This is a genomic window from Virgisporangium aurantiacum, assembly GCF_016863635.1.
Taxonomy (GTDB): domain Bacteria; phylum Actinomycetota; class Actinomycetes; order Mycobacteriales; family Micromonosporaceae; genus Virgisporangium; species Virgisporangium aurantiacum.
Genome location: NZ_BOPG01000045.1, coordinates 54488 through 78076 on the forward strand (window position 1 = coordinate 54488; position 23589 = coordinate 78076).

Genomic DNA, 23589 nt, shown 5'->3' on the forward strand with positions numbered 1-23589 from the left:
GTGGACAACCGCAGTGAGATCCGCGAGTTCCTGACCTCGCGCCGGGCCCGGATCAGCCCGGGGCAGGCCGGCATCCCGGCCTACGGCGACCGGCGGGTGGCCGGGCTGCGCCGGGGCGAGGTCGCGGCGCTGGCCGGGGTCAGCGTCGAGTACTACACCCGGCTGGAGCGTGGAAACCTGCGCGGCGTCTCGGAGAGCGTGCTCGACGCGGTCTCGCGGGCGCTGCGGCTCGACGACACCGAGCGGGCCCACCTGCGCGCTCTTGCGGGTACCGCCAACGCGTCGCCGTCGACCCGCGCGAAGCGGTCGCCCGCACCGGCCGCGGTTCGGCCCGCCGTGCGGCACCTGCTCGCCGGGATGACCATGGTCCCGGCGTTCGTCCGCAACAACCGGTTCGACATCCTGGCGACCAACCCGCTCGGCCGCGCGCTGTACGCACCGATCTTCGCCGCGGGGTTCGCGCCGGCGAACACCGCCCGGTTCGTCTTCCTCGACGCCCGGGCGCCCTACTTCTACGCGGACTGGGACCGGGTGGCGCGGGACTCGGTGGGTGCGTTGCGCGTGGAGGCGGGCCGCAACCCGCACGACCGGGAGCTGTCCAACCTGATCGGAGAGCTGGCCACCCGCAGCGACCAGTTCCGCGTCTGGTGGGGCGCGCACGACGTCTACGTCCACCGGAATGTCGTCAAGCGGTTCCGGCACCCCGTGATCGGGGACATCGAGCTGGCGGCCGAGGTGCTGCCGTTGTCCGGCGACACCGACCAGGTGCTCGTGGCGTACAGCGCCGCGCCGGGCAGCGCCGCCGAGGACGGCCTCCGGTTGCTCGCCAGCTGGGCCGCGTCCCCCGAAGGTCTGGACGCCGTCCGGGCCGACCAACCATAAGGAAGCATCGTGGAATACACGCGTCTGGGCAGCTCCGGTCTGAAGATCAGCAGGATCGTGTTGGGCTGTATGAGTTTCGGCGCTCCCGGCACCGGCCGGGACTGGACCCTCGACGACGACGCCGCCGGGCCGCTGTTCCGGCAGGCGGTCGAGTTGGGGATCACGTTCTGGGACACGGCCAACGTCTACGGCCGGGGTACGTCGGAGGAGATCGTCGGGCGGGCGGTCAGGAAGTACACGAGCCGCGATGACGTGGTGCTGGCGACGAAGATCTTCTGGCCGATGCACGGTGGCCCCGGTGGCGGTGGCCTGTCCCGCCGGGCGGTGCTGGAGCAGGTCGACGCGAGCCTGGCCCGGCTGGGCACCGACTACGTGGACCTGTTGCAGATCCACCGGTTCGACCCGGACACGCCGGTCGAGGAGACCATGGAGGCGTTGCACGACGTGGTGAAGGCGGGCAAGGCCCGTTACCTGGGTGCGTCGTCGATGTGGGCGTGGCGGTTGGCGAAGATGCAGCACGCCGCCGACGCCCACGGGTGGACGCGGTTCGTGTCGATGCAGGATCAGTACAACCTGGTGCAGCGGGAGGAGGAGCGGGAGATGTTCGGCCTGCTCGCCGATCAGGGGGTGGGGAGTCTGCCGTGGTCGCCGTTGGCGGCGGGTCTGGTGACCCGTCCGTGGGGTGGGCGGGGCACCACGCGGGGGGAGTCGAACCCGACCGTGGACATGTTCGGTCGTCCGTTGTTCCTGGACAGTGACCGGGCGATCGTCGACGCGGTGCAGGCGATCGCCGAGCGTCGTGGGGTGTCGATGGCGCAGGTGGCGTTGGCGTGGGTGCTGCGCAACCCGGTGGTGTCCGCCCCGATCGTCGGTGCGACGAAGGCGCATCACCTTGCCGACGCGGTGGCCGCGCTCGATCTGCGGCTCACCGACGACGAGGTGGCCGCCCTCGAAGACCCCTACACCCCACGCCTGCCCACCTACTTCTCGTAAGGAGCGCATTGTGATCACGCGCCAACTCGGTACCGGCGGTCCGGAGGTCTCGGCGATCGGTCTCGGTTGCATGGGCCTCAGCCACGCCTTCGGCCCGGCCGTCGACGATCGGGACGGCATCGCCCTGATCCGGGCCGCTGTCGACCGTGGCATCACGTTCTTCGACACCGCCCAGATGTACGGTCCGTTCACGAACGAGACGCTCGTCGGGCGGGCCCTGGCAGCCGTCCGCGACGAGGTCGTCATCGCCACCAAGTTCGGCTTCTCCTTCGACGGCGACCGCAACACCGGCCTCAGCAGCCGCCCCGAGAACATCCGGGCCACCGTCGAGGACTCCCTGCGCCGGCTCGGCGTCGACAGCATCGACCTGCTGTACCAGCACCGCGTCGACCCGGACGTGCCGATCGAGGACGTCGCCGGCACGGTGCGGGACCTCGTCGCCGCCGGCACGGTGAAGCACTTCGGCCTGTCCGAAGCCGGCGTCGACACCATCCGGCGCGCGCACGCGGTGCAGCCGGTCGCCGCGCTGCAGAGCGAGTACTCGCTGTGGTGGCGCGAGCCCGAGGAGAAGATCCTGCCCACGCTGCTCGAACTCGGCATCGGGTTCGTCCCGTTCAGCCCGCTGGGCAAAGGCTTTTTGACCGGTGCCATCAGCAGCAGCACGGCGTTCAGCGACTCCGACGTGCGCAACACGCTGCCCCGGTTCACCGAACAGGCCCGGATCGCCAACCAGGCGCTGGTTGACCTGCTGTCGGCGATCGCCGCCCGCAAGGGCGCCACGAACGCCCAGATCGCGCTGGCGTGGCTGCTGGCCCAGCACCCCACGATCGTCCCGATTCCCGGCACCACGAAGATCGCCCGGCTCCACGAGAACGCCGACGCGGTCGACGTCGAGCTGACCTCCGACGACCTGAAGGAGATCACCGACGCCGCCGACCGCGTCGACGTCCAGGGCGAGCGCTACCCCGAACACATGCAACGGATGATCGACCGCTAGGCGAGCCGGGCGATCAGTTCGGCCGCGTAGCCGTCGAGGAGCTGGAGCTGACCCGCGGTCGCGGGGGTGGTGCGGAGCTGGACGCGGTAGGTTTCCAGCAACCGGACGGCCTCCGCGTTGCGGCCCCGGGCCACCGCGAGCGTCGCCCGGTCGAGGGTGCGCAGGAGCGGTTCGCCGCCGCGCAGGTACAGGAACGCGGTGTGGTCGCGCAGGAGCTGGGTCGACGGCTGGATCGGGAACTGGGCGACGTTGGCGCACAGCGGCCCGCATTCCAGGTCGCGGCCCGCGAGTGACGCCTGCGCGTCCCGCAGCATTTCGGCCGCGTCGGCCGGGAGGACGTAGCCGGCCCGCACGTTGCCGGCCACCGCGACCGCGAACCGCCAGCGGTAGGTGAACGCGGTCGGGTAGAGGGCGTTGAGGGTCGCCCGGTCGAACGGGACGTGCGTGCCGTTGAGGAAGCACAACCCGGTACCGCCCGGCGGGTTCTCGTTCACGCCCGTGTCGAGCGCCACCGGCACGGCGAACGGCGCCAGGCGCAGCCCGCCCAGGGCGTTGCCGTGCGCGTCCCGCCGCACCGTTGTCCCGTCGGCGGCCAGCGCGATCGGCGGCGCGGTCGGTGGCGGGACGCCGTGCCGGGCCCACCGCACCAGGTGGTCGGTGGCGGCCGACAGCGTGTAGCGGTCCGGGATGCGGCTGCGGCTGGGCCGCGCGCAGGTGTCGCGCAGCGGCGCGGTCGGCTGGTCGCGCTTCAGCAGGGCGTAGCGGACGGCGAACGACGCCCAGTCCGAGTGGGACGTGCCCGCCACCGACCACGTACGCATGCGGCCGGTGTCGGGCTGCAGCGAGCTGATCTCGTTGGCACCCGACGTCGGCGGGCTGGCGAACTCCGTCTCGGACAGCACCTTGAACACCGGCAGGCGCAGGTCGTCGCGCATCCGTTCGCCGCCGACGTAGAGCAGCACCGCGTCGGCGACGGCCCGGCCGCGCGGCTGGATCGCGTTGGTGAACACGGATACCCGGCCGGCGGACTGGGAGACGCCGGCCGCGACCACGGTCCTGACCCGGGTCCGCAGGCCGCCGAGGACCGCCGCGTGCCGGACGGCCTGGATGCCCTGCGCGTAGACGTCGTAGGACAGCGGATCGCCGGATGTGAGCGTGCCGCCGTCGGTGAGGTCGAGCGACCCGTACCGCTGCGGGTCGAACGCCTTCAGTCCCAGGGTGGGGTTGGTGATCGGGGCGCTCTGCGCGGTGATGCCGACCCAGGCGTAGCCGTCGCGCATCAGGAACTCGTGCGTGCGGAACCACAGCGCCTCGACGTCGTACTGGCTGGTGGCGTTGAGCCACTCCACGACGACGGTGCCGTTGAAGTCCTGTGCCCGCGCGGGTCGCCGGACGACCATGCGGGTGCGGTACGGATGGTCGGCCGACACGATGTTCGCGGTCGGCGACGGCGTCGGCCGGGCGCCGATGCCGGGCGCGACGGTGGCGTCGTAGACGTTCGCGCGTCCGCCGTAGAAGAACTCCTGTTCCACGTAGCCGCGGCCGGCGAGGTCGAGGTCGCTGGCGAAGAAGCCCGCGCCCGGAACCGCCGCGGAGACCGCGGGGACGGGAACCGTTTCGGCGGCCCGGGCCGGTGGCGCCGACAGCTCACCGGCCAGCAACGCGAGGATGAGGAGTTTCATCGGCAGAACGGCTTGCGACCCATGGCGGACTCGATGCCGCCGAGCACGTGCCGCGTGAAGTGGTCGTCGCCGGGCATCGGGGCGTCGGTCCAGGCTTCGACCGCGTGGCCGAGCGTGGTGACCCACGCGCGTCCGCCGTCGTAGTACTGGCACCACGACACGGGGTGGTTGCGCCCGTGGCCCGGGTGGCCGCTGCCGCCCCGCACGCCGCCGGGAAGCGTCGACTCGTCGACGGTGGCGAGAACGCGGACGCGGCTGGGGAACGGAACGAGGTTGTACCACTCGTCGGCGAAGTCCCAGCGGGCCGGCAGGCCGGCGGTGGACGCGTCGCGGCGGCTCTGGGTGACGACGGTGCCCGGCTGGTTGCGCCCGTGGTCGTAGTAGTTGGCGCCGCCCAGCAGGCCCTCGTACCACTCCCAGTTGTACTCGGTGCCGAACGCGTTGTGGATGCCGACGAAGCCGCCACCGCCGCGGATGTACTGGCGCAACGCGGTCTGCGCCGGGTCGTCGAGGGTGTCGCGGGTGGTGCTCATGAAGATGACGGCGTTGTAGCGGAACAGCCGCGCCGGCGAGTTCAGCTGGGTGACGTCCTCGGTCCAGTCGACGGCGAAACCGTTCTGCTGCCCCAGTTTCACGAGCGCGTTCTGCGCCGCGTTCTCGGGTGCCAGCGGCGGGTTGAGGCCGGGTGGCAGCGCCGGTCCGAGGTGGGCGTGGCGCGGGCCGGCGGTGCGGCTGTAGACGAGCACGCGGTAGCCGTTGGTGGCGGGATCGAAGTTGCCCCAGTCGTGGTAGCACTCCGGGTCGGTGCCGCGGCAGACGCCGTAGTCGGGCGTGCCGAGGTTCTGTGCCCCGCTGTCCTTCGGCCGGTCGGCGGAGCTGGGTACCGATGTCGCGAGCACGATGAGCGCGGCACCGAGCGCCGCGTGCAGGAAGAGGTTGCGTTTCAACGGAACTCCTGACTGAGGTAGTCGCGGGTGGCGGTGATGGACAGGCGGGCGTGCTCCTTGCCGCCGACCTGGGCGACGAGGGTGGCGCGCGGGATCTCCAGCGCGTAGGGCAGCCCGGGCGGCAGCGCGTCGAGGATGCCGGGCACGTCGATGCCGCCCTCGCCGGGGAACAGGCGCTCGAACCGCGCGGTGTGGATGAGACCGTCGGTGGTGACCGGCACGCCGGGCGGCGCGTCGCAGACGTGGACGAAGTGGAACCACTCCGCCGGCAGCTGCCGCAGGTCGGCGAGGCTCGACCCGGACCGGGCGAAGTGCAGCAGGTCGACGAGGATTCCGGCGTTGGGTGGCTGGCCGGCGCCGCGCAGCACGCGGACCGCGGCGCCGAGGTCGGGTGTCTCGGTCCAGGACGGGAACTCGAGGTCGATGGTCAGCCCGAGCGGGCGGGCCATCTCGCACAGCTGGGCGAACCGGTCGGTCTTGCGCGACCGGTCCGGGTCGGGAAGCTGGGTGATGACGTGGCGCGCGCCGAGTTCGGCGCCGGTGTCGAGGATCCGTTGGAAGTCGCGGGGGTCGTCCTGCGGGCTCATCCGCGCCAGTTCGATGTCGAGGACCTCGATGCCGGTCGCGGCGAGCCGCACCTTCGTGGTGCGCAGCAGCTGCGGGTCCGTCGCCAGTGGATAGTGCGGCTCCTGCGGGGTCACCCGGGTCAGTCGCAGGCCCACGTACCGGTAGCCGGCGTCGGCGGCCGCGTCGATCAGTTCCGGCGGCGAGAGGCTCAGCGCCGTCAGGTGGGCCAGGGAGTAGTCGTGTTTCTGGGGCGTGGTCGCGTCGCGGCCGGAGCGCAGGGAGAGCAGCCGGCGTTCCCGGTGCGCGGCCATGCGGACCGGGACGCTCGCCGGATCGCCGTAGCCGGCGTAGCCGCCGATGCGCTGCACCACCGCGAAGAACACGCGTGACCCGAGCATCTCGGTGTAGAAGTGCAGGTACTCGCCGTGTTCGTCGCGGTCGTAGAGGATCGAGTGCTTGCGCAGCGCCGACAGCAGGTCCGGCGGCAGTTCGTAGCGGGCGTCGAGGTCGTCGTAGTAGTTGTCGGGGATCTTCAGCACGGGCGCGCCCAGCGCGTGCATCGCCTCGGCACCGGCGATCGCGTCGTCGGAGCCGAACGCGACGTACTGCGGGTCGGGGATCGTCGGGGCCCAGTCGCCGCGCCGCAGCGGCGCGGTGTTGAGCGCGATCCTGACCCGGCGGGTCGGGTCGGTGGCGGCCCGGCTGCGGATGAGCCCGAACGGCGCGGCGATCTCGGTGGTTCCGGCGGCGTGCAGGCCGAGGACGGCGCGGTAGAACAGCGTGGTCTCGTCGAAGTCGTCGAGCGGGTCGGTCAGCAGGACGTGGTCGGTGCCGGTGATCCGGCCGCCACCCGCGGCCGGCGTGCCGGTCGGCACGAAGTCCGTCAGCCAGGCGTCGGTTCCGACGAGGAAGACCGCGCGCCCGTCGGGCGCCGCGACCGACATCAGCTCGGCCTCCTCGGGTTGGTGCAGCCGGGGCAGCACCGGTGCGAGCAGCCGCTCCGCCCGGCGGGTGGACCCGAGCGGGTCGGTGCTCTCCACCGCGAGCGCGCAGATCGTCGCCGTGCCGGGCGCGACGGTGCGCTGCGCGGCGAAGTTCAGCAGGATCCGGGCCGATCCCTGCTCCCACAGCTGGACCGGCTTCGACCGGTGCTGGCCGGTGTGGGCGAAGCCGAGCGCGGTGAGGGTGCGCGCGACGCGGGGACCGGAGACGTCGTCGACGGCGAGTTCGGTGAACGCGTGCCCGGTGAGCCCGGCCGCGGGCGGCAGGTCGCCGGACCGCAGACGATCGTCCGCCGCCGCCACGGACTCCTGGAGGGTGAGCAATGAGCGCATGCCGTCGATCGCGGCGTGGCGCGGATCCGCCTGCCGGTAGACGTCGTTGAAGACCTCCAGCGACAGCGGACCGTCGTAGCCGGTGCCGAGCACCGCGGCGGTGAACGCGGTGAGGTCGAAGGAGCCGAGACCGGGGAACTGCCGGTGGTGCAGGCTCCACTCGGCGGGGTCCATGGTCAGCCGCGGGGCGTCGGCCAGCTGCAGGTGGAACACCTTCGACCCCGGGATGACGCGGATGCCGGCGAGGTCGTCGGTCAGCGACAGGACGTGGAAGCTGTCCAGGCACAGCCCGAGCGCCGGATGGTCGGCCCGGCGCACGATCCGCCAGGCGTGCCGGTAGCTGTTGACGTGCCGCCCCCACGCCAGTGCCTCGTACGCGATCCGGATGCCCCGCCGTTCGGCCCGCGAGGCGAGCGTGTGCAGGTGTTCGGCGGCCAGGTCGTCGTCGTCCACCGCCTCGGCCGCGACCGTCGAGGAGACCAGCAGCGTCGTGGCGCCGAGCTGTTCGAGGACGTCGAAGGTCCGCTCGGCCCGGCGGAGGTTCGCCGCGAACAGGTCGGGCGGTACCGCCTCGAAGTCACGGAACGGCTGATAGAGGTCGATGGACAGGCCGCGCCGCGCGCACTCCTGGCGGATCCGAGCGGGTGACCACGCGGAGGAGACGAGGTCGCGGTCGAAGAGCTCGATCCCGTGGAACCGGGCGGCGGCGGCCGCGGCCAGCTTGTCGTCGAGGGCGCCCGACAGGCAGCCGGTCGCGATCGTGAGGCGGTAGCCCGGTGACGGCGTGGTGGGCATGTGACCACCTCCAGGTCCATCTAGCGGACCTTCTGTGTCGAATCAGTGCGGCTGAATATAGCGATAGGTTCCTGCCACTAGCAATAGAACACAAGCTCGGCCTAGTGTGACCGTCTAGTGAACCTATTGATCCGTCTAGTGGGACTCCAGGTGATGCAGATGGTGCAGATCGACCGCCGACACGTCCTCAAAGGCGTCGCCGCGGCAGCGGCCGCGACGGCCGTCGGTCAGTCCGTATCGGGCCCGGCCGACGCCGGCCACAAACCTCCGACAGCGGCCGACCTGGCCCGCTTCGACACCCCCGGCGACCGTGACTTCCCGAAGGTCGGCGGCAACCTCGGCAACCAGAACTACAGCTCGCTGCGCCGCATCGACCGCGGCAACGTCCGGCACCTCCGTGGCGCCTGGCTGAACCGCATCGAGGGCGGCATCACCGAAGGCAACAACGAGAGCACCGCGGTCGTGGTCGACGGCGTCATCTACATCGAGTCCGCCTTCGGCAACGTGATCGCCGTCGACGGCGTCACCGGGCAGACGAAGTGGCGCTACCAACAGACGCGCGGGACGCTGGTGCGTCGCGGCGTGGCGGTCGGCGACGGCAAGGTGTTCACCAAGTCCAACGAGAACTACGTGATCGCGCTCGACCGCGCCACCGGTCAGGTCGTGTGGGAGCGTCAGGTCGAGGGCTTCGGCAACATCGAGAAGGTCGCCGTCGTCTACTGCGACGGCATGTTGTTCTGCGGCACCAACGACGGCCCGCGCGGCGCGGCGGTCGCGTTCGACGCGGGCACCGGCGACGTGAAGTGGCACTTCTGGGGCACCCCCGGCCCCGGCGAACTCGGCCACGACACCTGGGAGGGCGAGTCGTGGACGGAGGGCGGCGCCACGCCGTGGATCCACCCGGCCGTCGACCCCGAACTCGGGCTCACCTACTGGACGTTCGGCAACGCGCGCGGCTTCAACTCCTCGCAGGACGGCTCGCAACGAGGCGGGCAGAACCTGTTCGCCAACTCGCTGGTGGCCCTCGACCTGCGCACCGGCGCCTACAAATGGCACTTCCAGTCCATCCACCACGACATCTGGGACATGGACAACGTGATGGCGCCCGTCCTCGCCGACGTGCGCATCCGCGGCCGCAACCGCAAGGTGGTGGTCTACGGCAGCAAGTCCGGGATGTTCTTCGTCCTCGACCGCGTCGACGGGTCGGCGCCGCTCGGCATCGTCGAGCGCCCGGTGCCGCAGGAGCCACGACAGAAGACCTGGCCGACCCAGCCGTTCCCGGTGCAGGGTGGCTGGACCGAGCAGCGCCCCGTCGACCAACCGTTGGGAACCGAGGTTCCCGGCGACCCCAACCGGGCCGTGCCGAACTACGTCACCGGCGCGCTGTACACGCCGCACTGGGACGTGCCGATCCTGTCGATCCCGGGCCACGGCGGGGGCGGCGACTGGTCGCACCTGTCGTTCAGCCACCGCACCGGGCTGGTCTACACCGGGTACGGCTACGTCGCTGCGGCCCACTCGCTCACCGAGGCCAGCAACGGGCTGCGGCCGCCGGGGGAGTACCAGACCGGCGGCGTCGTCGCGGTCGACGTCAGCACGAACCGGGTGACGTGGAAGAAGCGCATGCCGTACTCGCTGGCGCACGGCAACGGCATCCTCACCACCGCGTCGGATCTGCTGTTCATCGGCCAGCCCGACGGCAACCTGCTCGCGCTCGACGCGCGGACCGGCCGCGAACTGTGGCGCTTCCAGACCGGCGCCGCGATCAGCTCCAGCCCGATCATGTACCGCGTCGGCAACGACGAGTACCTCGCCGTCTACGCCGGCGGCACCGGCATCCCGTACGGGAACTCGGGCCCGCGCGGGGACTACCTGTGGGCGTTCCGGATCGGCGGCCGGCTCGACCCGGTTCCCGCGCCGGCGCCACCGGTCATCCGCCGGCCCGTGCAGGGCGCCCCGGTGGAGGGCGCGGTGGTCGGCAACACGGTCGTCATCGGACGCACGTACAGCGGCGGCCAGGTCGGCGGCACGGAATCGTTCGGGGTCAACGCGATGGCGCCGACCCACCTGCGGGTGCCCGTCGGCACGACGGTGACGTTCACCAACCCCGCCACCAACGCCGGACCGCGCGGCGTCACCCAGTTCTTCGAGGGCCTGTTCAACGTGACCCTCCACCCTGGACAGTCGTTCCAGTACACGTTCACCCGGGCCGGTGAGTACTTCTTCAACGACCCGGGCAGCCCGCGCTCGACCGGCAAGGTCGAGGTGTACTGACGTCACAGACCCAGATAGACCCGCCGGACCCGCGGATCGTGCGTCAGATCCGCGGACCGGCCCCGCATCGCCACCTCGCCGTGCTCCATCACCAGGCACGTCGTGGTCGCCTCGAACGTCAGCTTGGCGTTCTGCTCCACCAGCAGCATGCTCAACCCCTGTCCGTTCAGCCGTTGCAGCACACCCAGGATGGTCTCCACGAGGATCGGCGACAGGCCCATCGACGGCTCGTCGAGCAGCAGCAACCGGGGCTTGCACATGAGCGCCCGCCCGATCGCCAGCATCTGCTGCTGGCCGCCGGACAGCGCGCCGGCGAGCCGGTCCTTCATCTCACCCAGCACCGGGAACAGCTCGTAGATCTCGGTGAGCTGGGCCCGGGTCGCGGCGTCCCAGCGGCGGGCGTACGCACCGAGCAACAGGTTCTTCTCGACCGGCAACCCGGGGAACACGTGCCGGCCCTCGGGCACGTACCCGATGCCGTGCCGCACCATGTCGCGCGCCTTGACCCGGCTCAGGTCCTTGTCGCCGAACCGCATCGACGTCACCCGCCGCGGCACCAGACCCATCACGGCCTTGAGCGTCGAGGTCTTGCCGGCGCCGTTGGCACCGATCACGCCGACCGACTCGCCGGCCGGCACGGTGAACCCGATCCCGTCGACCGCGCACACCCCTCCATAGTGGACGGTGAGCCCGTCGACGCTGAAGTCCAAAGTGGACGTCTTCGGCGCGGTCACATCGGTCATTGCGTCACCTCTTCCTCGACGGCCTCGGGCACGTCCTCCGACATCGCCGAGTCACCCAGGTACGCCTCCACCACCTGCGGTGCCCGGGCCACCTCGGCCGGGCTGCCGTCGGCGATGACGCGCCCGCTGGCGAGCACCGTGACCCGTTCGCACAACGACATCACCAGGCCCATGTTGTGCTCGATGATGACCACGGTGACGCCGCTGGCCCGGATCGACCGCACGATCTCGCCGAGCTGGCGCACCTCCTCGCCGTTCAGGCCGGCGGCCGGCTCGTCGAGCAGCAGCAGCCGCGGCTGGCGGGCCATCGCCCGCGCGATCTCGACCCGGCGCTGGGTGCCGTACGGCAGCTCGCCGGGCGCGGAGCCGGCGAACGCGGCCAGCCCGAACCGGTCGAGCAGTTCGCCCGCCCGGGCGCGCAGGGCGCGGTCGTGCCGCCACACCCCGACCGGCCACAGCGCGTAGCGCCAGTTGCTGAGGATGGTGGTCTGGTCGAGCGCGACGAGGAGGTTGTCCCGCACGGTCAGCATCCGGAACAGCCGCAGGTTCTGGAACGTCCGCGCGACCCCGAGCCGGGCGAGCACGTGCGGACGGGCGTTGGTGACGTCGCGCCCGGCCAGCAGCACCCGACCGGACGTGGGCCGGTACAGCCCGCTGACGACGTTGAACAGCGTGGTCTTGCCCGACCCGTTGGGGCCGACGATGCCCCGGATCTCACCGGCGCCGACGGTCAACGACACGTCCTGCAGCGCCTTGAGGCCGCGGAAGTGCATGCTCACCGCGTCCACTTGAAGCACTTCCCCCTCGGCCGGCGCCTCGGCCTCGGGGAAGGGACGGAACGGGCCGAGCTTCGGGATCTCGCCCGTCCGCCGGAGGAACCGGCCCGCGATGCGGCGGGGGAGACCGGCGAGACCGGTCGGCGCGAACACGACCGTGAGCACCACGACCGAGCCGTAGATCACCTGGGCGTAGGTCGGGTAGTCGACGAGCACCTCGCGCAGCAACGACAGCGCGACCGCGCCGACGACGCAGCCCACGAGGCTCTGCCGGCCGCCGATGATGACCATCGCCAGCAGCAGGAACATGTTGGCGATGCTGAACGTTTCCGGTGCCACGTAACGGATCAGTCCGGCGTAGAGGACCCCGGCGACGCCACCGTACACACTGGACAGAAAGAACGCCGTCATTCGCAGTTGCGGCACCTGCACGCCGACCGCGCCCGCGGCGAGCGAGTCGTCGCGCATCGCGCGCATCTTGCGTCCCAGCGGGGTGTGCACCACGAACAGGCCGAACGCCAGCGCCAGCGCGAACACGATGAGTTCGAGGTAGTAGAAGAAGTAGTCGTCGCGCAGGTCGATGCCGGGCAGTTCCGGTGCGGGGATGCCGGTGATCCCCTCGGCTCCGCCGGCGACGTGGGCGTTGGTGACCCAGTTGATGAGCGCCAGCGCCAGGCCGAGCGTGACGATGCCGAGATAGTGCGACTGCATGCGCAGCGCGGGAGTGCCGATCAGCACGCCGATGGCGGCGGAGATGAGCATCGCCAACGCGGCGGCCGTCCAGAAGCCGAGGCCCTCCCGCGTGGTGAGGATCGCGGTGGCGTACGCGGCGACGCCGAAGAACGCGATCTGGGCGAGGTTGATCTGCCCGGCGATGCCCATTACGAGCCCGAGCCCGATCGCGAGGATCGCGAACAGGATCGTGACGTTGGCGACGTGGATCATGTACGAGTCGAGCCGGTACGGCAGCAACCACGCCAGGATCCCGATGACGGCGACGGAGCCGAGTCGGAGTTTTGTGCTCTGGCTCATGCCCGGTTCACCGTCTTCTCCCCGAAGATGCCCATCGGGCGCACCATGATGAGCACGGTGAACACGAGGAACGTGACCAGTTCGCTGTAGCCCTGGAAGTGCCCGGCGGCGAAGGAGTCCAGGACGCCGATCGCGAGGCCGCCGACGATCGCGCCGGGGATGGAGCCGAAGCCGCCCAGGATCGCCGCGGCGAAGCCCTTGATGCCCAGCGTTCCGCCCATCGCCGGGCTCACGTACAGCAGCGGGCCGACCAGGCCGCCGGCGAGCGCGGCGAGCGCGGCGCCGAGCATGAACGCGATGGCGTTGCTGCGCCCGACGTGGATGCCGACGGCGGTGGCCGCCTCGTGGTCCATGGCGACCGCCTGCATCGCCGCGCCCCGCTTGGTGACCTGGAGGAAGTAGACGAGCAGTGCCGTCGCCGCGGCGGCGATCGCGAGCACGACGAGGTCGTACGTGCGGATGCGCAACCCGGCGATCTCGATCGGCGCGACGGCCACCGGGTTCGGCACGGCCCGCCCGGTGGCGCCCCAGATGATGATGGCCAGCGCCTCCAGCACGATCCCGAACCCGATGGTGCCGATGAGCATCAGGTCGAAGTCCTTGTTCTCCAACGGTCGCAGCACCCGTTCGATGAACACCCCGATGAGACCGGTGATGGCGAGCGCCACCACCATCGCGAGCGCGAACGGCAGCTTCACCGTCAGGTAGAACGTCGACGCGATGTAGGCGCCGATCATCACCACGTTGCCGTGGGAGAAGTTCACCAGACCCATCGTCCGGAAGACGAGGGAGAACCCCAGCGCGACCAGTGCATAGATCGCGCCGAGGCTCACCCCGCCGATGAACGTCTGAAGGAAAACCTGCATCAGCCGGCCGCCGCCAGTTTGCCGCCCTTGATGAGGCCGATCGTGGTGGCGAAGATGCCCACGCCCGTGTCGTCGTAGGCGAAGTCGCCGAGCAGCCCGTCGTGCTTGGTGGCCCGGATCGCGTTGGCGAGTTCCTCACCGGTCGCGATGTCGCTGTTCTTGAGCGCGGTGAACAGGATCTGCGCGCCGTCGTACGCCTTGGCCCCGTGCAGTTCGGCCTCCTCGTTGTAGGCCGCCTTGTAGGCCGCGGCGAACTTCTTCGACGCGTCGCTGATGTCGTTGCTCAGGTACGGCGAGGACACCACCGTGTTCTCGACGTTGGCCGCGCCGGCGGTGTCGGCGAACACCGGCGTGCCCTGCGGCGCGGCACCGGCGAACGGCACCGTGATGCCGAGGTCGCGGGCCTGCTTGACGATGAGCCCCGACTGCACCTCCTCGGCGCCGATGAAGATGATCTGCGGGCTCTTCTGGCGGATCGTCGTGAGCGCGGCGCTGAAGTCCTTCTGGTCGCCGGTGACGATCTGGTCGTCCAGGGGCGTGACGCCGCGGCTCTGCAACGCCTTCAGGAACGCGTCGTGCTCGCCCTTGCCGTAGCCGCCGTTGTTGGTGATCATCGCGATGCTCTTGATGCCCTTGCTGTCGACGATGTACTTCGCGAGCGTCTCGTCGTACGTCGTGCTGGTCGGGCCGTTGAGGAACAGGAACGGGCTCTTGACGGCGACCAGGCCCGGCGACTGTCCGGACGTGATGTTCGGGATCTTCGAGTCGCGCAGGATCGGCGCCATCGCGATGGTGACCGCGCTCTCCGCGGTGCCCAGCATCGCGATGTAGCCCTCGCTGGCGATCTTGCGGGCCAGGTTGGTGCCGACCGTCGGGTCGCCCTGGTCGTCGAAGACGCCGAGTTCGATCTTCCGGCCGTTGATGCCGCCGGCCTTGTTCCACTCGTCGGCGGCGAGCTTCACGCCCTTGTGTTCCCAGGCACCGAGCGAACTGAGCTGTCCGCTCTGCGCGTTGACGACGGCTATCTTGATCGGGCCTTCGCCGGAGCCCTTGTCGTCGTTGTCGCTTCCGGGTGCGGAGCAGGCGGCGAGGAAGATCGGGGTGGCGAGGATCAGGGCGAGGAGGGGCTTGAACATAGTCACTCCTGTGTGGACGGTGGTGGTGTGGTGGTGGGGTTTCAGGGCTGGGCGAACGAGCCCCGGTAGATGTCCTTGATGTTCCAGTGGCCGGGGGTGGGTACCGGTTCGTTGACCATCGGCACGTCGAGCACCGCCGGTCGGCGGCGTTCGACGGCGGTGCGGAGCGCGGCGACGAGGTCCTCGGGCCGCGTGATGTCGTAGCCGTCGGCGCCGCAGGCGCGGCCGAGGGCGGCGAAGTCGGGGCTGTACGGGTTGCCGTCCGGATCGCGGAACTCGCACCCGTAGCTGCGGCCGAAGTTGGCCGCCTGCAGATCGGCGATCGTGCCGTGGGCGCGGTTGTTCATCACCAGGAAGATGACGGGTAGCCCGCGTTCGACGGCCATCGGTATGGCCGGGAGTTGTGCGCTCATCCCGCCATCGCCGATCAGCGCGACGACGACCCGGTCGGGCTCGGCCATTTGCACGCCGAGCGCGGCGGCCGGGCCGAACCCCATCGTCGACGCGCCGCCGGGGGTGATGAACCGGCCGGAGGCGGGCAGCGGGTAGCACTGCGCCACCCCGTTCTTGTTCCAGCCGACATCGGTGACGAGCACGGCGTCGGCGGGCAGCGCGGCGCGCACGTCGGCGAGGATGCGTTCGGGGCGGAGCGGGAACTGGTCGCTGCGCCCGCGTTCGGCGCTGCCGGCGAAGAGTTCCTCGCGTGCCGCGGCGATGGTGGCACGCAGTTCCGGCCGGCTCCGCGCCGGATGCCCGACGACGGATTCGAGAATCGCTTTCACGGCAAGGGAAGCGTCGGCGACGACACCGATCTCGACCGGGAAGTTGCGGCCGATCTCGGCCGGGTCGATGTCGATCTGGATGAGCCGCGACGGCGGGAACCGCCACGTGTAGGCCGGATCCCAGGAACTGGCGTCGGTCTCGGCGAACCGCGTACCGATGGCGAGTACCACGTCGGCCTCGAGCGTGTACCGGTTGGTGGTCTCGATGCCCCAGAACCCCGGCATTCCCAGCACCAGCGGGTGCGCGTCGGGCACGGCTCCCTTGGCCATCAACGAATGCGCGATCGGGATGTCGAGATGCTCGGCGAGCCGGGTCAGGTCCACTGTGGACTTCAGGCCGCCGCCGAGATAGACGAGCGGCCGCTCGGCACCGGCCAGCAGCGCGGCGATGCGGTGCGCGTCGTCGGCCGGCAGCGCGGGCGCGGTCGCGGTCCGCGGGAGGGGGAACTGTCCGTCGGGAAGCGGGCGGGAGAACAGATCCATGGGGACGTCGAGCAGCACGGCACCGGGCCGCCCGGACGTCGCCGTCCAGAAGGCCCGTTCCAGGAACCGCGGCACGTCCTCCACCCGGTGTGCCTGCCAGGCCCGCTTGACGAACGGCCGGAAGATGGCGGTCTGGTCGGCGTCGGTGTGCAGGTTCACTTCCTGGTGCGGGTGCCGCCCGTACATGTACGACGGCACGTCGCCGGCGATCGTCACCAGCGGCACCGAGTCCATCGCCGCGGTCGCCACGCCGGTGACGGCGTTCATCATCCCCGGGCCGACGTGTACCAGCAGCACGCCGACCTCGCCGGACATCCGGGCGTAGCCGTCGGCGGCGTGCGCGGCGGCCTGTTCGTGGCGGGCGATGACGAAGTCGACCCCGACCTCCTCGAACGCGCTCAGCAGTGCGATGTTGGTGTGCCCGCAGGTGCCGAAGACGTACTTCACGCCGTACGCCTTCAGTTGCTGGGCAACGGCCAGCGCGCCCGTCAGGTCGCTCATAGTTCTTCTCCCCAGATCGACATGCCGCGCAGCAGCATCGTCTTGACGACCGTGAAGTCCTCGACCATCGGTCCCGGCGACTCCCGTCCGAACCCGGAGTCCTTGACGCCGCCGAACGGCACGTGGTCGAGGCGGAAGTTCGACGAACCGTTGACGACGAGCCCACCGACCTCCAACTCCCGCCACGCCGTGAGGACGCGGCCGATGTCGCGGGTGAACAGGCCGGCCTGCAGGCCGTAGCGGCTGGCGTTGCACGCCTCGACGACCGCGTCGAAGTCGTCGTAGGGCAGCACGGCGACCAGCGCACCGAACACCTCGTGGACGACGACCGACGCGTCCGGCGCGGGGCCGGCGACGACGGTGGGGAACACGGTCGCGCCGTCGCGGTCACCGCCGATGGTGATCCGGGCGCCGCCGCGGACCGCGTCGGCGGCCCAGGAGACGACCCGCTCGGCCGCGGCATCGTCCACCATGGACCCGACATCGGTGCCGGGGTCGGTGGGATCGCCGACGACGAGGCGGCCCACCTCCGCCGTCAACGCGTCGACGAAGTCGTCGTAGCGCGAGCGGTGGACGTAGACGCGCTGCACCGAGATGCAACTCTGGCCGGAGTTGGAGTATCCGGTGCGGGCGCACACCGTCGCCGCCGCGGCGATGTCGGCGTCCTCGCACACGATGGTCGCGGCGTTGCCGCCGAGTTCGAGCACCAGCCGCTTGGCGCCGGCGGCCCGGGCCACCGCCGCGCCGGTCGCCGCGCTGCCGGTGAAGCTGACGACGCTGACGTCGGTGAGACCGCACAGCGCGGCGCCGACGTCGCCGCCGCCGTGCAGCAGTTGCACCGCCTCGACCGGCGCGCCGGCCTCCAGCAGCATCGCGACCACGGCCGCCGAGGTGGCCGGCGCCTGCGGCGGTGCCTTGACGATGGTGGTGTTGCCGGCCGCGAACGACGCGCCGAGCTTGTGCGCCAACAGGTTGGCCGGCGCGTTGAACGGGGTGATCGCGAGCGCCACCCCCGCCGGCGCGCGGTAGGTGAGGGCGGTGTTCCCGATTCCGCGTGCCCAGCCGGCGACCGGCAGCACCTCGCCGCCGATGCGGCGGGCCTCGGCGGCGCAGACCGTCAGGGTGTCCGCGACCCGGTCGAGTTCGCCCCGGCCGTCCTTGAGCGGCTTGCCCAGTTCCAGGGCGATGAGCCGGGCCACGTCGTCGCGCCGCTCGACCGCCAGGCGGGCCGCCCGGTCCAGAATGTCGGCGCGGGCGGCGGGGGCGAGGCGGCGGATCCGGCGGGCGGCGGCGCGGGCGTAGGCGCCGACCGGTGCCACGTCCGCGGGGTCGGTGGTGGCCGCGCGGCTCACCGTCCGCCGGACGTACGGCCCGGTGCGGTCGAGCGCCGGACCGCCCCGGTCGTCAGTGCGGATCCAGGCGCCGGCGATCAGCGCCGGGGCCGTCGCGATGCCGGCCGGATCGGTGGCGGTCGGTTCGAGGATGGTGGTGAGCACGGGCCGCTCCTAGAGGTCCACTATTGGTCCGCTGGGTGGTACCACTAGACCGCTGTACGGACTGGCTGTAACGTACGGGCGTCCGCCGGTTCTGGCAAGAGGGACAGACGGATGGGAGCCGGCACACGGCAAGCGGGAGAATCGTCGCCGACACGGACGTGTGGAAAGTGAGGAACCGTGAAGGTGGCCGACGCCGAAGGAACCGACCAGCAGGGGGTCCGCAGCGTCCAGCGGGCCCTCGACATCCTGACCCTGTTGACGGCCGAGCGGCCGATCGTGACCATCCGGGAGTTCGTCGAGGCGACCGGGCTGGCCAAGACCACGGTGATCCGGCTGGTGTCCACATTGGAGCAGGCGGGCCTGCTGTGGGCGACGACCGGCGGCTACATGGCCGGTCCCGGCCTGTGGCGGTGGGCGCATCTCGCGCAGCGCAGCTGGGAACTCCCGCCGGAGACCCAACGGGGCATGCGCGACCTGGCCGCCCGCCAACGCGAGACGGTGAACGTCTACGTCGTGCGCGACGTGTACCGCGTCTGCATCGCCCAGCAGGAGAGCCCGCAACCGTTGCGCCACGTGGTGCACGTCGGTGACGAACTGCCGCTGTGGGCCGGCGCCACCGCGAAGGTGCTGCTGCGCGACGCCAACCCGGCGCTGCTCGACCGGATCGCCCGCGGCTCGCCCTACGGGCCGAACCACGTGCGGCGGCTGCGGGAGTGGATCGACGAGGCCGCGGTGCGCGGGTTCGCCGTCAGCCACGGCGAGCGCGAGGAGGGCCTGTCGGCGGTCGCGGCGCCGATCCTCGGCCGGTCGGGTGCGGTGGTCGCCGCGCTCAGCCTCAGCGGCCCGACGCTGCGGTTCACCGAGTCCCGGGTCGACGAGTTCGCCGCCGAACTCCGGCGCATCACCCGCGAACTGTCCGAACGCGGCTTCGACCACCCGCTCGGAATGCCGCTGTAAAGGAGGCCATCGATGGCGCACCGACCGCTCGCCGGGATCCGCGTACTGGACCTGACCAACGTCCTCGCCGGGCCGTACTGCACGTACCAGCTCGCGATCCTCGGTGCGGAGGTCGTCAAGGTCGAGATCCCCGGCGCCGGTGACCTGGCCCGTCACCTCGGGCCCGATCCCGCGCTGAACGGCGTCGGCCTCGGTACGTCGTTCCTGGCCCAGAACGCCGGGAAGAAGTCGGTCGAGCTCGACCTCAAGGACGCCGCCGGCCGGGCCGCCTTCGAGGAGCTGATCGGCGTCGCCGACGTGCTCGTGGAGAACTACCGGGCCGGCGTGCTGGCCCGCATGGGCTACGACTGGCCGCGGTTGCACGCGCTCAACGCGTCCCTCATCTACTGCGCCATCAGCGGTTTCGGCCAGGACGGACCGATGAGCCAGGCCCCCGCGTACGACCAGATCGTGCAGGGCCTGTCCGGAATGATGAGCATCACCGGGACGCCCGACGTCGCACCGTTGCGCGTCGGCTTCCCGGTCAGCGACTCGGTGGGCGGGCTGATGGCGGCGCTGGCCGTCACCGCGGCGATCGCCGGGCGGCACCGCGACGGGCTCGGCCGGTGGCTCGACGTGTCGATGCTCGAGGCGTCCCTGTCCGCGATGGGGTGGGCCGTGTCGAACTATCTCGTCGGCGGCGTGGCGCCGGAGCCGATGGGGGATCAAAATCCCACCGCCGCTCCGTCGGGCACGTTCGAGGCCGCCGACGGTCCGTTGAACATCGCGGCCAACCGGCAGGAGCAGTTCGAGCGGCTGTGCGGGTGCGTCGGCCGGCCCGACCTCGTCACCGATCCCCGGTTCGCCGAACGTGACGCCCGCAAGGCGCACCGCGACGAGCTCAACCGGGAGCTGAACGCCGCGCTCCGGCAGCGGACGGCGCTGGAGTGGGAGCAGGACCTCAACCGCGTGGGCGTGCCGGCCGCCCGCATCCTCACCGTTCCCCAGGCGGTGGAGCTCGACCAGCTGGCCCACCGGCGGTTCTTCACCGAGGTCCCGTTCCCCGGCCGGGCGGCAGATGGGGCGCCCGACGGCCGCGCGGTGCGGCTCAGCGGCACCGGCGTCCTCGTCGACGGCGAGCCGCAGCACCCGGACGGGGCGGCGCCGCTGCTCGGCGAACACAACGAGGAACTGCCCGCGATCGTGAAGCGCTGGCGGGCCGCCGGAGTCGCGGATTCCATAGGCCCTCCTTGTTGTACGAACTAGTACGTTAGTTATCTCGCCCGATCATGTCCCACGTCAAGCGGCGAGGGGTGATCCGGAAAGGCGGAGCGGTGCAGGCAAGCAGCGAGGAGTCCGCGCGGTGGTGGTCGACCGCCATCATCCGGATGGCCCCGGGAGTCATCGAACTGCGCGGCAGGCCGATTCAGGACCTCATCGGGACCGTCGGCCTCACCGAGATGATCTGGCTCATGCTGCGCGGCGAACCGCCGGCTCCGGGGCAGGCGGTCCTGCTCGAGGCCGCCCTGGTCGCCGGCGTCGACCACGGGCCGCAGGCGCCGTCGATCGCCGCCGCCCGGATGGCCGCCACCTGCGGGGTGGGCCTGAACAACGCGATCGCCACCGGGGTCAACCTGCTCGGCGACTCGCACGGCGGTGCCGGCCAGCAGTGCGTGGAACTGCTGCAGGACATCTGCGCGGCGCAGGCGGACGGGGCGGACCTCGACGCGGCGACCGCGACGGTGGTGGCCGCCTGGCGGGAGCGGTCGCGCTACCTGCCCGGCTTCGGCCACCGCTTCCACCCCGTCGACCCGCGCCGCGACCCGCTGCTCGCGCTCGTCGACGAGGCGGTCGCCGACGGCGTCGTCGAGGGGCGGTTCGCGGCGGCGGCCCGGTCCGTCGAGGCGCTCCTCAACCGGCCCGATCCGGACCGGCCCGATCGCCGGCCGGTCCCGATGAACATCGACGGCGCCACCGCGGTCATCTACGCCGAACTCGGCTTCGCCGCGCCGCTGGCCCGCGGCCTGTTCGTGCTGAGCCGCACGATCGGCATCCTCGCCCACGCCTGGGAGGAGACCGGCAGCGGCCGGCGGAACAAAGGCCCCATCCCGCCGTCGATCCTGCCCGAGTACCTCGGGCCCTAGCAGTGCGGAATCCGGTGGTGCGGAAACCCGGTCGCGCGCACACGCGTCCGCACCGACCATGGGTCGATGGGTGACGATCCGCTGATCGACCGGGCCCGTCGGGTCTGGGTGGAACTCGCCGGCGTGCCGGTGGCCTTTCCCGGCGCCGGTGGTGCCGAAGTGGTGGTGGCGGGCGGGTCGCTGCTGTGCCCGCCGGGCTGGGTCGGAATCGTCGCGATCGGCGACGCCGCCATCGCCACCGTGCCGGCCGACGGCGTGGCCGCGCCGGTCCGGCGGGCACTCGGCGGGGTGCCGGTCCCGGCACTGACCGACCCCGACCGGTTCCGTGCCGCGGTGCCGGTCGTCGACCTGCTGGGTCCGGCCACGCTGGCCTACCTCGACGAGCGGGAGTTTCGTCCGGCCGGGTCGGCGGCGGTCGAAAGGATCCCCCGCGACCATCCCGATCTCGTCGCGTTGCTCGCATCGGTGTCGGACGCCGACGCGCAGGAGTGCGGGCTGCGCGGCATCACGTCACCGGCGTTCGTGGTCCGCGACGGCACGCGGACGGTGGCCGCGGCGGGCTACGAGTGGTGGCCCGGCGGGATGGCCCACATCTGCGTCCTCACCGCGCCCGACCTGCGCGGGCGCGGGCTCGCCCGGATAGTCGCGTCGGCGGCGGTCGCCGACGGGCTGCGGAACGGGTTGCTGCCGCAGTGGCGGGCCCGCCCGGAACCGTCGCGGCGGGTGGCCCGGGCGCTGGGCTTCCGCCAGCTCGGTAGCCAGCTGAGTGCGTGGGTTCAGGTACCGCAGAACGTCCGGTAGGCGCCGAAGTCGGGCGGGGCGGGTGCGGCGTACCGGTCGAGGCCCGGGCGTTCGTCGTACGGGGTGCTCACGGCGTCGACCAGCCGCTCCACCGGCGTCAGGTCGTCGTCGACGACGGCGGCGGCGAGCGCCTCCTCGACGAGGTGGTTGCGCGGGACGTACACCGGGTTGACCCGGTCCATCGCGTCGGCGTCCGGACCGGTGGCGTACCAGCGTTCCCGCCACTGCTCGAACGCGGCGAGGTCGAGGAGGTGGCTGCGGGCCGGGTCGGCGGCACCCCGGGCGGCTGTGGCGAGGTCGCGGAAGAACGACGTGTAGTCGGCCCGGCCGTCGCGCAGCAGCGTGAGAAGCTCCTCGGCCAGCGCGACGGCGACGGTTTCGTCGAGGCCCGCGGGGAGGCCGAGCTTGGCGCGCATTCCGGCCGCCCAGGCGGCGTCATACAGGGGTTTGAACCGTTCGAGGGACTCCATCGCCCGCTCGATCGCCTTCTCCTCGACCTCGTCGAACAGGGGGAGGAGCGCCTCGGCGAGCCGGGCGAGGTTCCACATCGCGACGATCGGCTGGTTGCCGTAGGCGTACCGGCCCCCGTGGTCGATCGAGCTGTAGACGGTGGCCGGGTCGTACGCGTCCATGAAAGCGCACGGGCCGTAGTCGATGGTCTCGCCGGAGATCGTCATGTTGTCGGTGTTCATCACCCCGTGGACGAACCCGACCAGCATCCACCGGGCCACCAGCGACGCCTGGGCGGCGACGACGGCGTCGAACAGGGCACGGTAGTCGGCGGCCGCGGGATGATGCCGGGCGATGGCGTGGTCGGCGAGCCGGCGCAGCAGGTCGGCGTTGCCGGTGCCCCGGGCGTACTGGAACGTGCCGACCCGCAGGTGGCTGCTCGCGACCCGGGCGAGCACGGCGCCCGGCAGCGGCGTCTCGCGGTGGACGGTGCGCCCGGTCGCCACCACCGCGAGCGACCGCGTGGTGGGAATGCCGAGACCGTGCATCGCGCGGCTGACGACGTACTCGCGCAGCATCGGCCCGACGGCGGCGAGCCCGTCTCCACCGCGGGCGAACGGCGTGCGCCCGGAGCCCTTGAGATGCAGGTCACGGACCTCGCCACGGCTGTCGGTCAACTCGCCGAGCAGCAGCGCGCGGCCGTCGCCGAGCCGCGGCGAGAACCCGCCGAACTGGTGCCCGGCGTAGGCCTGCGCCACCGGTGCGGCACCCTCGGGAACCCCGGTGCCGACCAGCAACCGCACACCGGCGTCGGTGCGCAGCCAGGCCGGGTCGAGGCCGAGGTCGGCGGCGAGCGCCTCGTCGAGGACGAGCAGGCGCGGGTCCGGCACGGCCTCGGCCTTCCACGGCACCGCCAGTTCGGGCAGGTCCCGGGCGAAGCGGTCGCCGAGGGCGATGGTCGTGGTACTCACG

The 23589-nt window shown here is 71.5% G+C and carries 18 protein-coding genes; 8 read left to right on the top strand and 10 right to left on the bottom strand.

Annotated features, from left to right (window positions below):
- Genes Vau01_RS33440 through Vau01_RS33450 form a run of 3 tightly spaced genes read left to right on the top strand, consistent with a single transcriptional unit; the run spans window position 1 to window position 2872 of the window.
- A complete protein-coding gene (locus Vau01_RS33440) occupies window positions 1-882 on the top strand; it encodes a helix-turn-helix transcriptional regulator (RefSeq protein ID WP_204001005.1) in 882 nt (293 codons plus the stop codon).
- A gap of 9 nt (window positions 883-891) precedes the next feature.
- Complete coding sequence (locus Vau01_RS33445) at window positions 892-1875, top strand: aldo/keto reductase (RefSeq protein WP_204001008.1); 984 nt, start codon at window positions 892-894, stop codon at window positions 1873-1875.
- A 10-nt stretch (window positions 1876-1885) separates the two neighbouring features.
- Entirely contained in the window at window positions 1886-2872 is a 987-nt protein-coding gene (locus Vau01_RS33450) for an aldo/keto reductase (RefSeq protein WP_239152051.1), read from the top strand.
- On the opposite strand, the gene Vau01_RS33455 is transcribed toward Vau01_RS33450, so the two are convergent.
- The 3 genes from Vau01_RS33455 to Vau01_RS33465 are packed head-to-tail and all read right to left on the bottom strand — an operon-like array spanning window position 2869 to window position 8197.
- The gene (locus Vau01_RS33455; RefSeq protein WP_204001010.1) at window positions 2869-4554 is read right to left on the bottom strand and encodes an alpha/beta hydrolase domain-containing protein; all 1686 of its coding nucleotides are present in this window, start codon (window positions 4552-4554) and stop codon (window positions 2869-2871) included. The two genes, Vau01_RS33450 and Vau01_RS33455, sit on opposite strands and share 4 nt — an antisense overlap.
- Window positions 4551-5501, bottom strand: a complete 951-nt coding sequence (locus Vau01_RS33460) for a ThuA domain-containing protein (RefSeq protein WP_204001012.1) — start codon at window positions 5499-5501, stop codon at window positions 4551-4553. The genes Vau01_RS33455 and Vau01_RS33460 overlap by 4 nt, the downstream gene beginning before the upstream one ends.
- A complete protein-coding gene (locus Vau01_RS33465) occupies window positions 5498-8197 on the bottom strand; it encodes a TIM barrel protein (protein ID WP_204001014.1) in 2700 nt (899 codons plus the stop codon). The genes Vau01_RS33460 and Vau01_RS33465 overlap by 4 nt, the downstream gene beginning before the upstream one ends.
- A 159-nt stretch (window positions 8198-8356) precedes the next feature.
- Here Vau01_RS33465 and Vau01_RS33470 point away from each other — a divergent pair, with 159 nt between their 5' ends.
- Window positions 8357-10471 carry an outer membrane protein assembly factor BamB family protein gene (locus Vau01_RS33470; protein ID WP_204001015.1) on the top strand — a complete coding sequence of 705 codons (2115 nt, stop codon included), beginning with the start codon at window positions 8357-8359 and terminating at the stop codon, window positions 10469-10471.
- 2 nt (window positions 10472-10473) lie between these two features.
- Here Vau01_RS33470 and Vau01_RS33475 read toward each other — a convergent pair whose 3' ends face one another.
- The 6 genes from Vau01_RS33475 to Vau01_RS33500 are packed head-to-tail and all read right to left on the bottom strand — an operon-like array spanning window position 10474 to window position 18286.
- On the bottom strand, window positions 10474-11214 hold the full coding sequence (locus tag Vau01_RS33475) for an ABC transporter ATP-binding protein (RefSeq protein ID WP_204001016.1): 741 nt from the start codon (window positions 11212-11214) through the stop codon (window positions 10474-10476).
- On the bottom strand, window positions 11211-13022 hold the full coding sequence (locus Vau01_RS33480) for a branched-chain amino acid ABC transporter ATP-binding protein/permease (protein WP_204001018.1): 1812 nt from the start codon (window positions 13020-13022) through the stop codon (window positions 11211-11213). Before Vau01_RS33480 ends, Vau01_RS33475 begins: the two co-directional genes overlap by 4 nt.
- Window positions 13019-13888 (bottom strand): branched-chain amino acid ABC transporter permease, encoded by an 870-nt coding sequence (locus Vau01_RS33485; protein ID WP_204001020.1) that lies wholly within the window; start codon window positions 13886-13888, stop codon window positions 13019-13021. Before Vau01_RS33485 ends, Vau01_RS33480 begins: the two co-directional genes overlap by 4 nt.
- Window positions 13888-15024 carry an ABC transporter substrate-binding protein gene (locus Vau01_RS33490; RefSeq protein WP_204001023.1) on the bottom strand — a complete coding sequence of 379 codons (1137 nt, stop codon included), beginning with the start codon at window positions 15022-15024 and terminating at the stop codon, window positions 13888-13890. The genes Vau01_RS33485 and Vau01_RS33490 overlap by 1 nt, the downstream gene beginning before the upstream one ends.
- A gap of 41 nt (window positions 15025-15065) precedes the next feature.
- Entirely contained in the window at window positions 15066-16790 is a 1725-nt protein-coding gene (locus Vau01_RS33495) for a thiamine pyrophosphate-binding protein (RefSeq protein ID WP_204001026.1), read from the bottom strand.
- Window positions 16787-18286, bottom strand: a complete 1500-nt coding sequence (locus Vau01_RS33500; RefSeq protein WP_204001029.1) for an aldehyde dehydrogenase family protein — start codon at window positions 18284-18286, stop codon at window positions 16787-16789. The genes Vau01_RS33495 and Vau01_RS33500 overlap by 4 nt, the downstream gene beginning before the upstream one ends.
- A gap of 177 nt (window positions 18287-18463) precedes the next feature.
- Here Vau01_RS33500 and Vau01_RS33505 point away from each other — a divergent pair, with 177 nt between their 5' ends.
- The 4 genes from Vau01_RS33505 to Vau01_RS33520 all read left to right on the top strand — a co-directional run bounded on the left by Vau01_RS33505 (window position 18464) and on the right by Vau01_RS33520 (window position 22167).
- The gene (locus tag Vau01_RS33505) at window positions 18464-19243 is read left to right on the top strand and encodes an IclR family transcriptional regulator (protein ID WP_239152052.1); all 780 of its coding nucleotides are present in this window, start codon (window positions 18464-18466) and stop codon (window positions 19241-19243) included.
- Between the two features lie 12 nt (window positions 19244-19255).
- Window positions 19256-20488, top strand: coding sequence for a CaiB/BaiF CoA transferase family protein (locus Vau01_RS33510; RefSeq protein WP_204001032.1), 1233 nt, complete (start codon window positions 19256-19258; stop codon window positions 20486-20488).
- 68 nt (window positions 20489-20556) lie between these two features.
- Complete coding sequence (locus Vau01_RS33515) at window positions 20557-21366, top strand: citryl-CoA lyase (protein WP_239152053.1); 810 nt, start codon at window positions 20557-20559, stop codon at window positions 21364-21366.
- Between the two features lie 66 nt (window positions 21367-21432).
- Window positions 21433-22167, top strand: coding sequence for a GNAT family N-acetyltransferase (locus tag Vau01_RS33520; protein WP_204001036.1), 735 nt, complete (start codon window positions 21433-21435; stop codon window positions 22165-22167).
- Here the strand turns inward: Vau01_RS33520 and Vau01_RS33525 are convergent.
- A complete protein-coding gene (locus Vau01_RS33525; protein WP_204001037.1) occupies window positions 22143-23588 on the bottom strand; it encodes a protein adenylyltransferase SelO in 1446 nt (481 codons plus the stop codon). The genes Vau01_RS33520 and Vau01_RS33525 overlap by 25 nt on opposite strands.
- Between the last annotated feature and the right edge of the window lies 1 nt (window position 23589).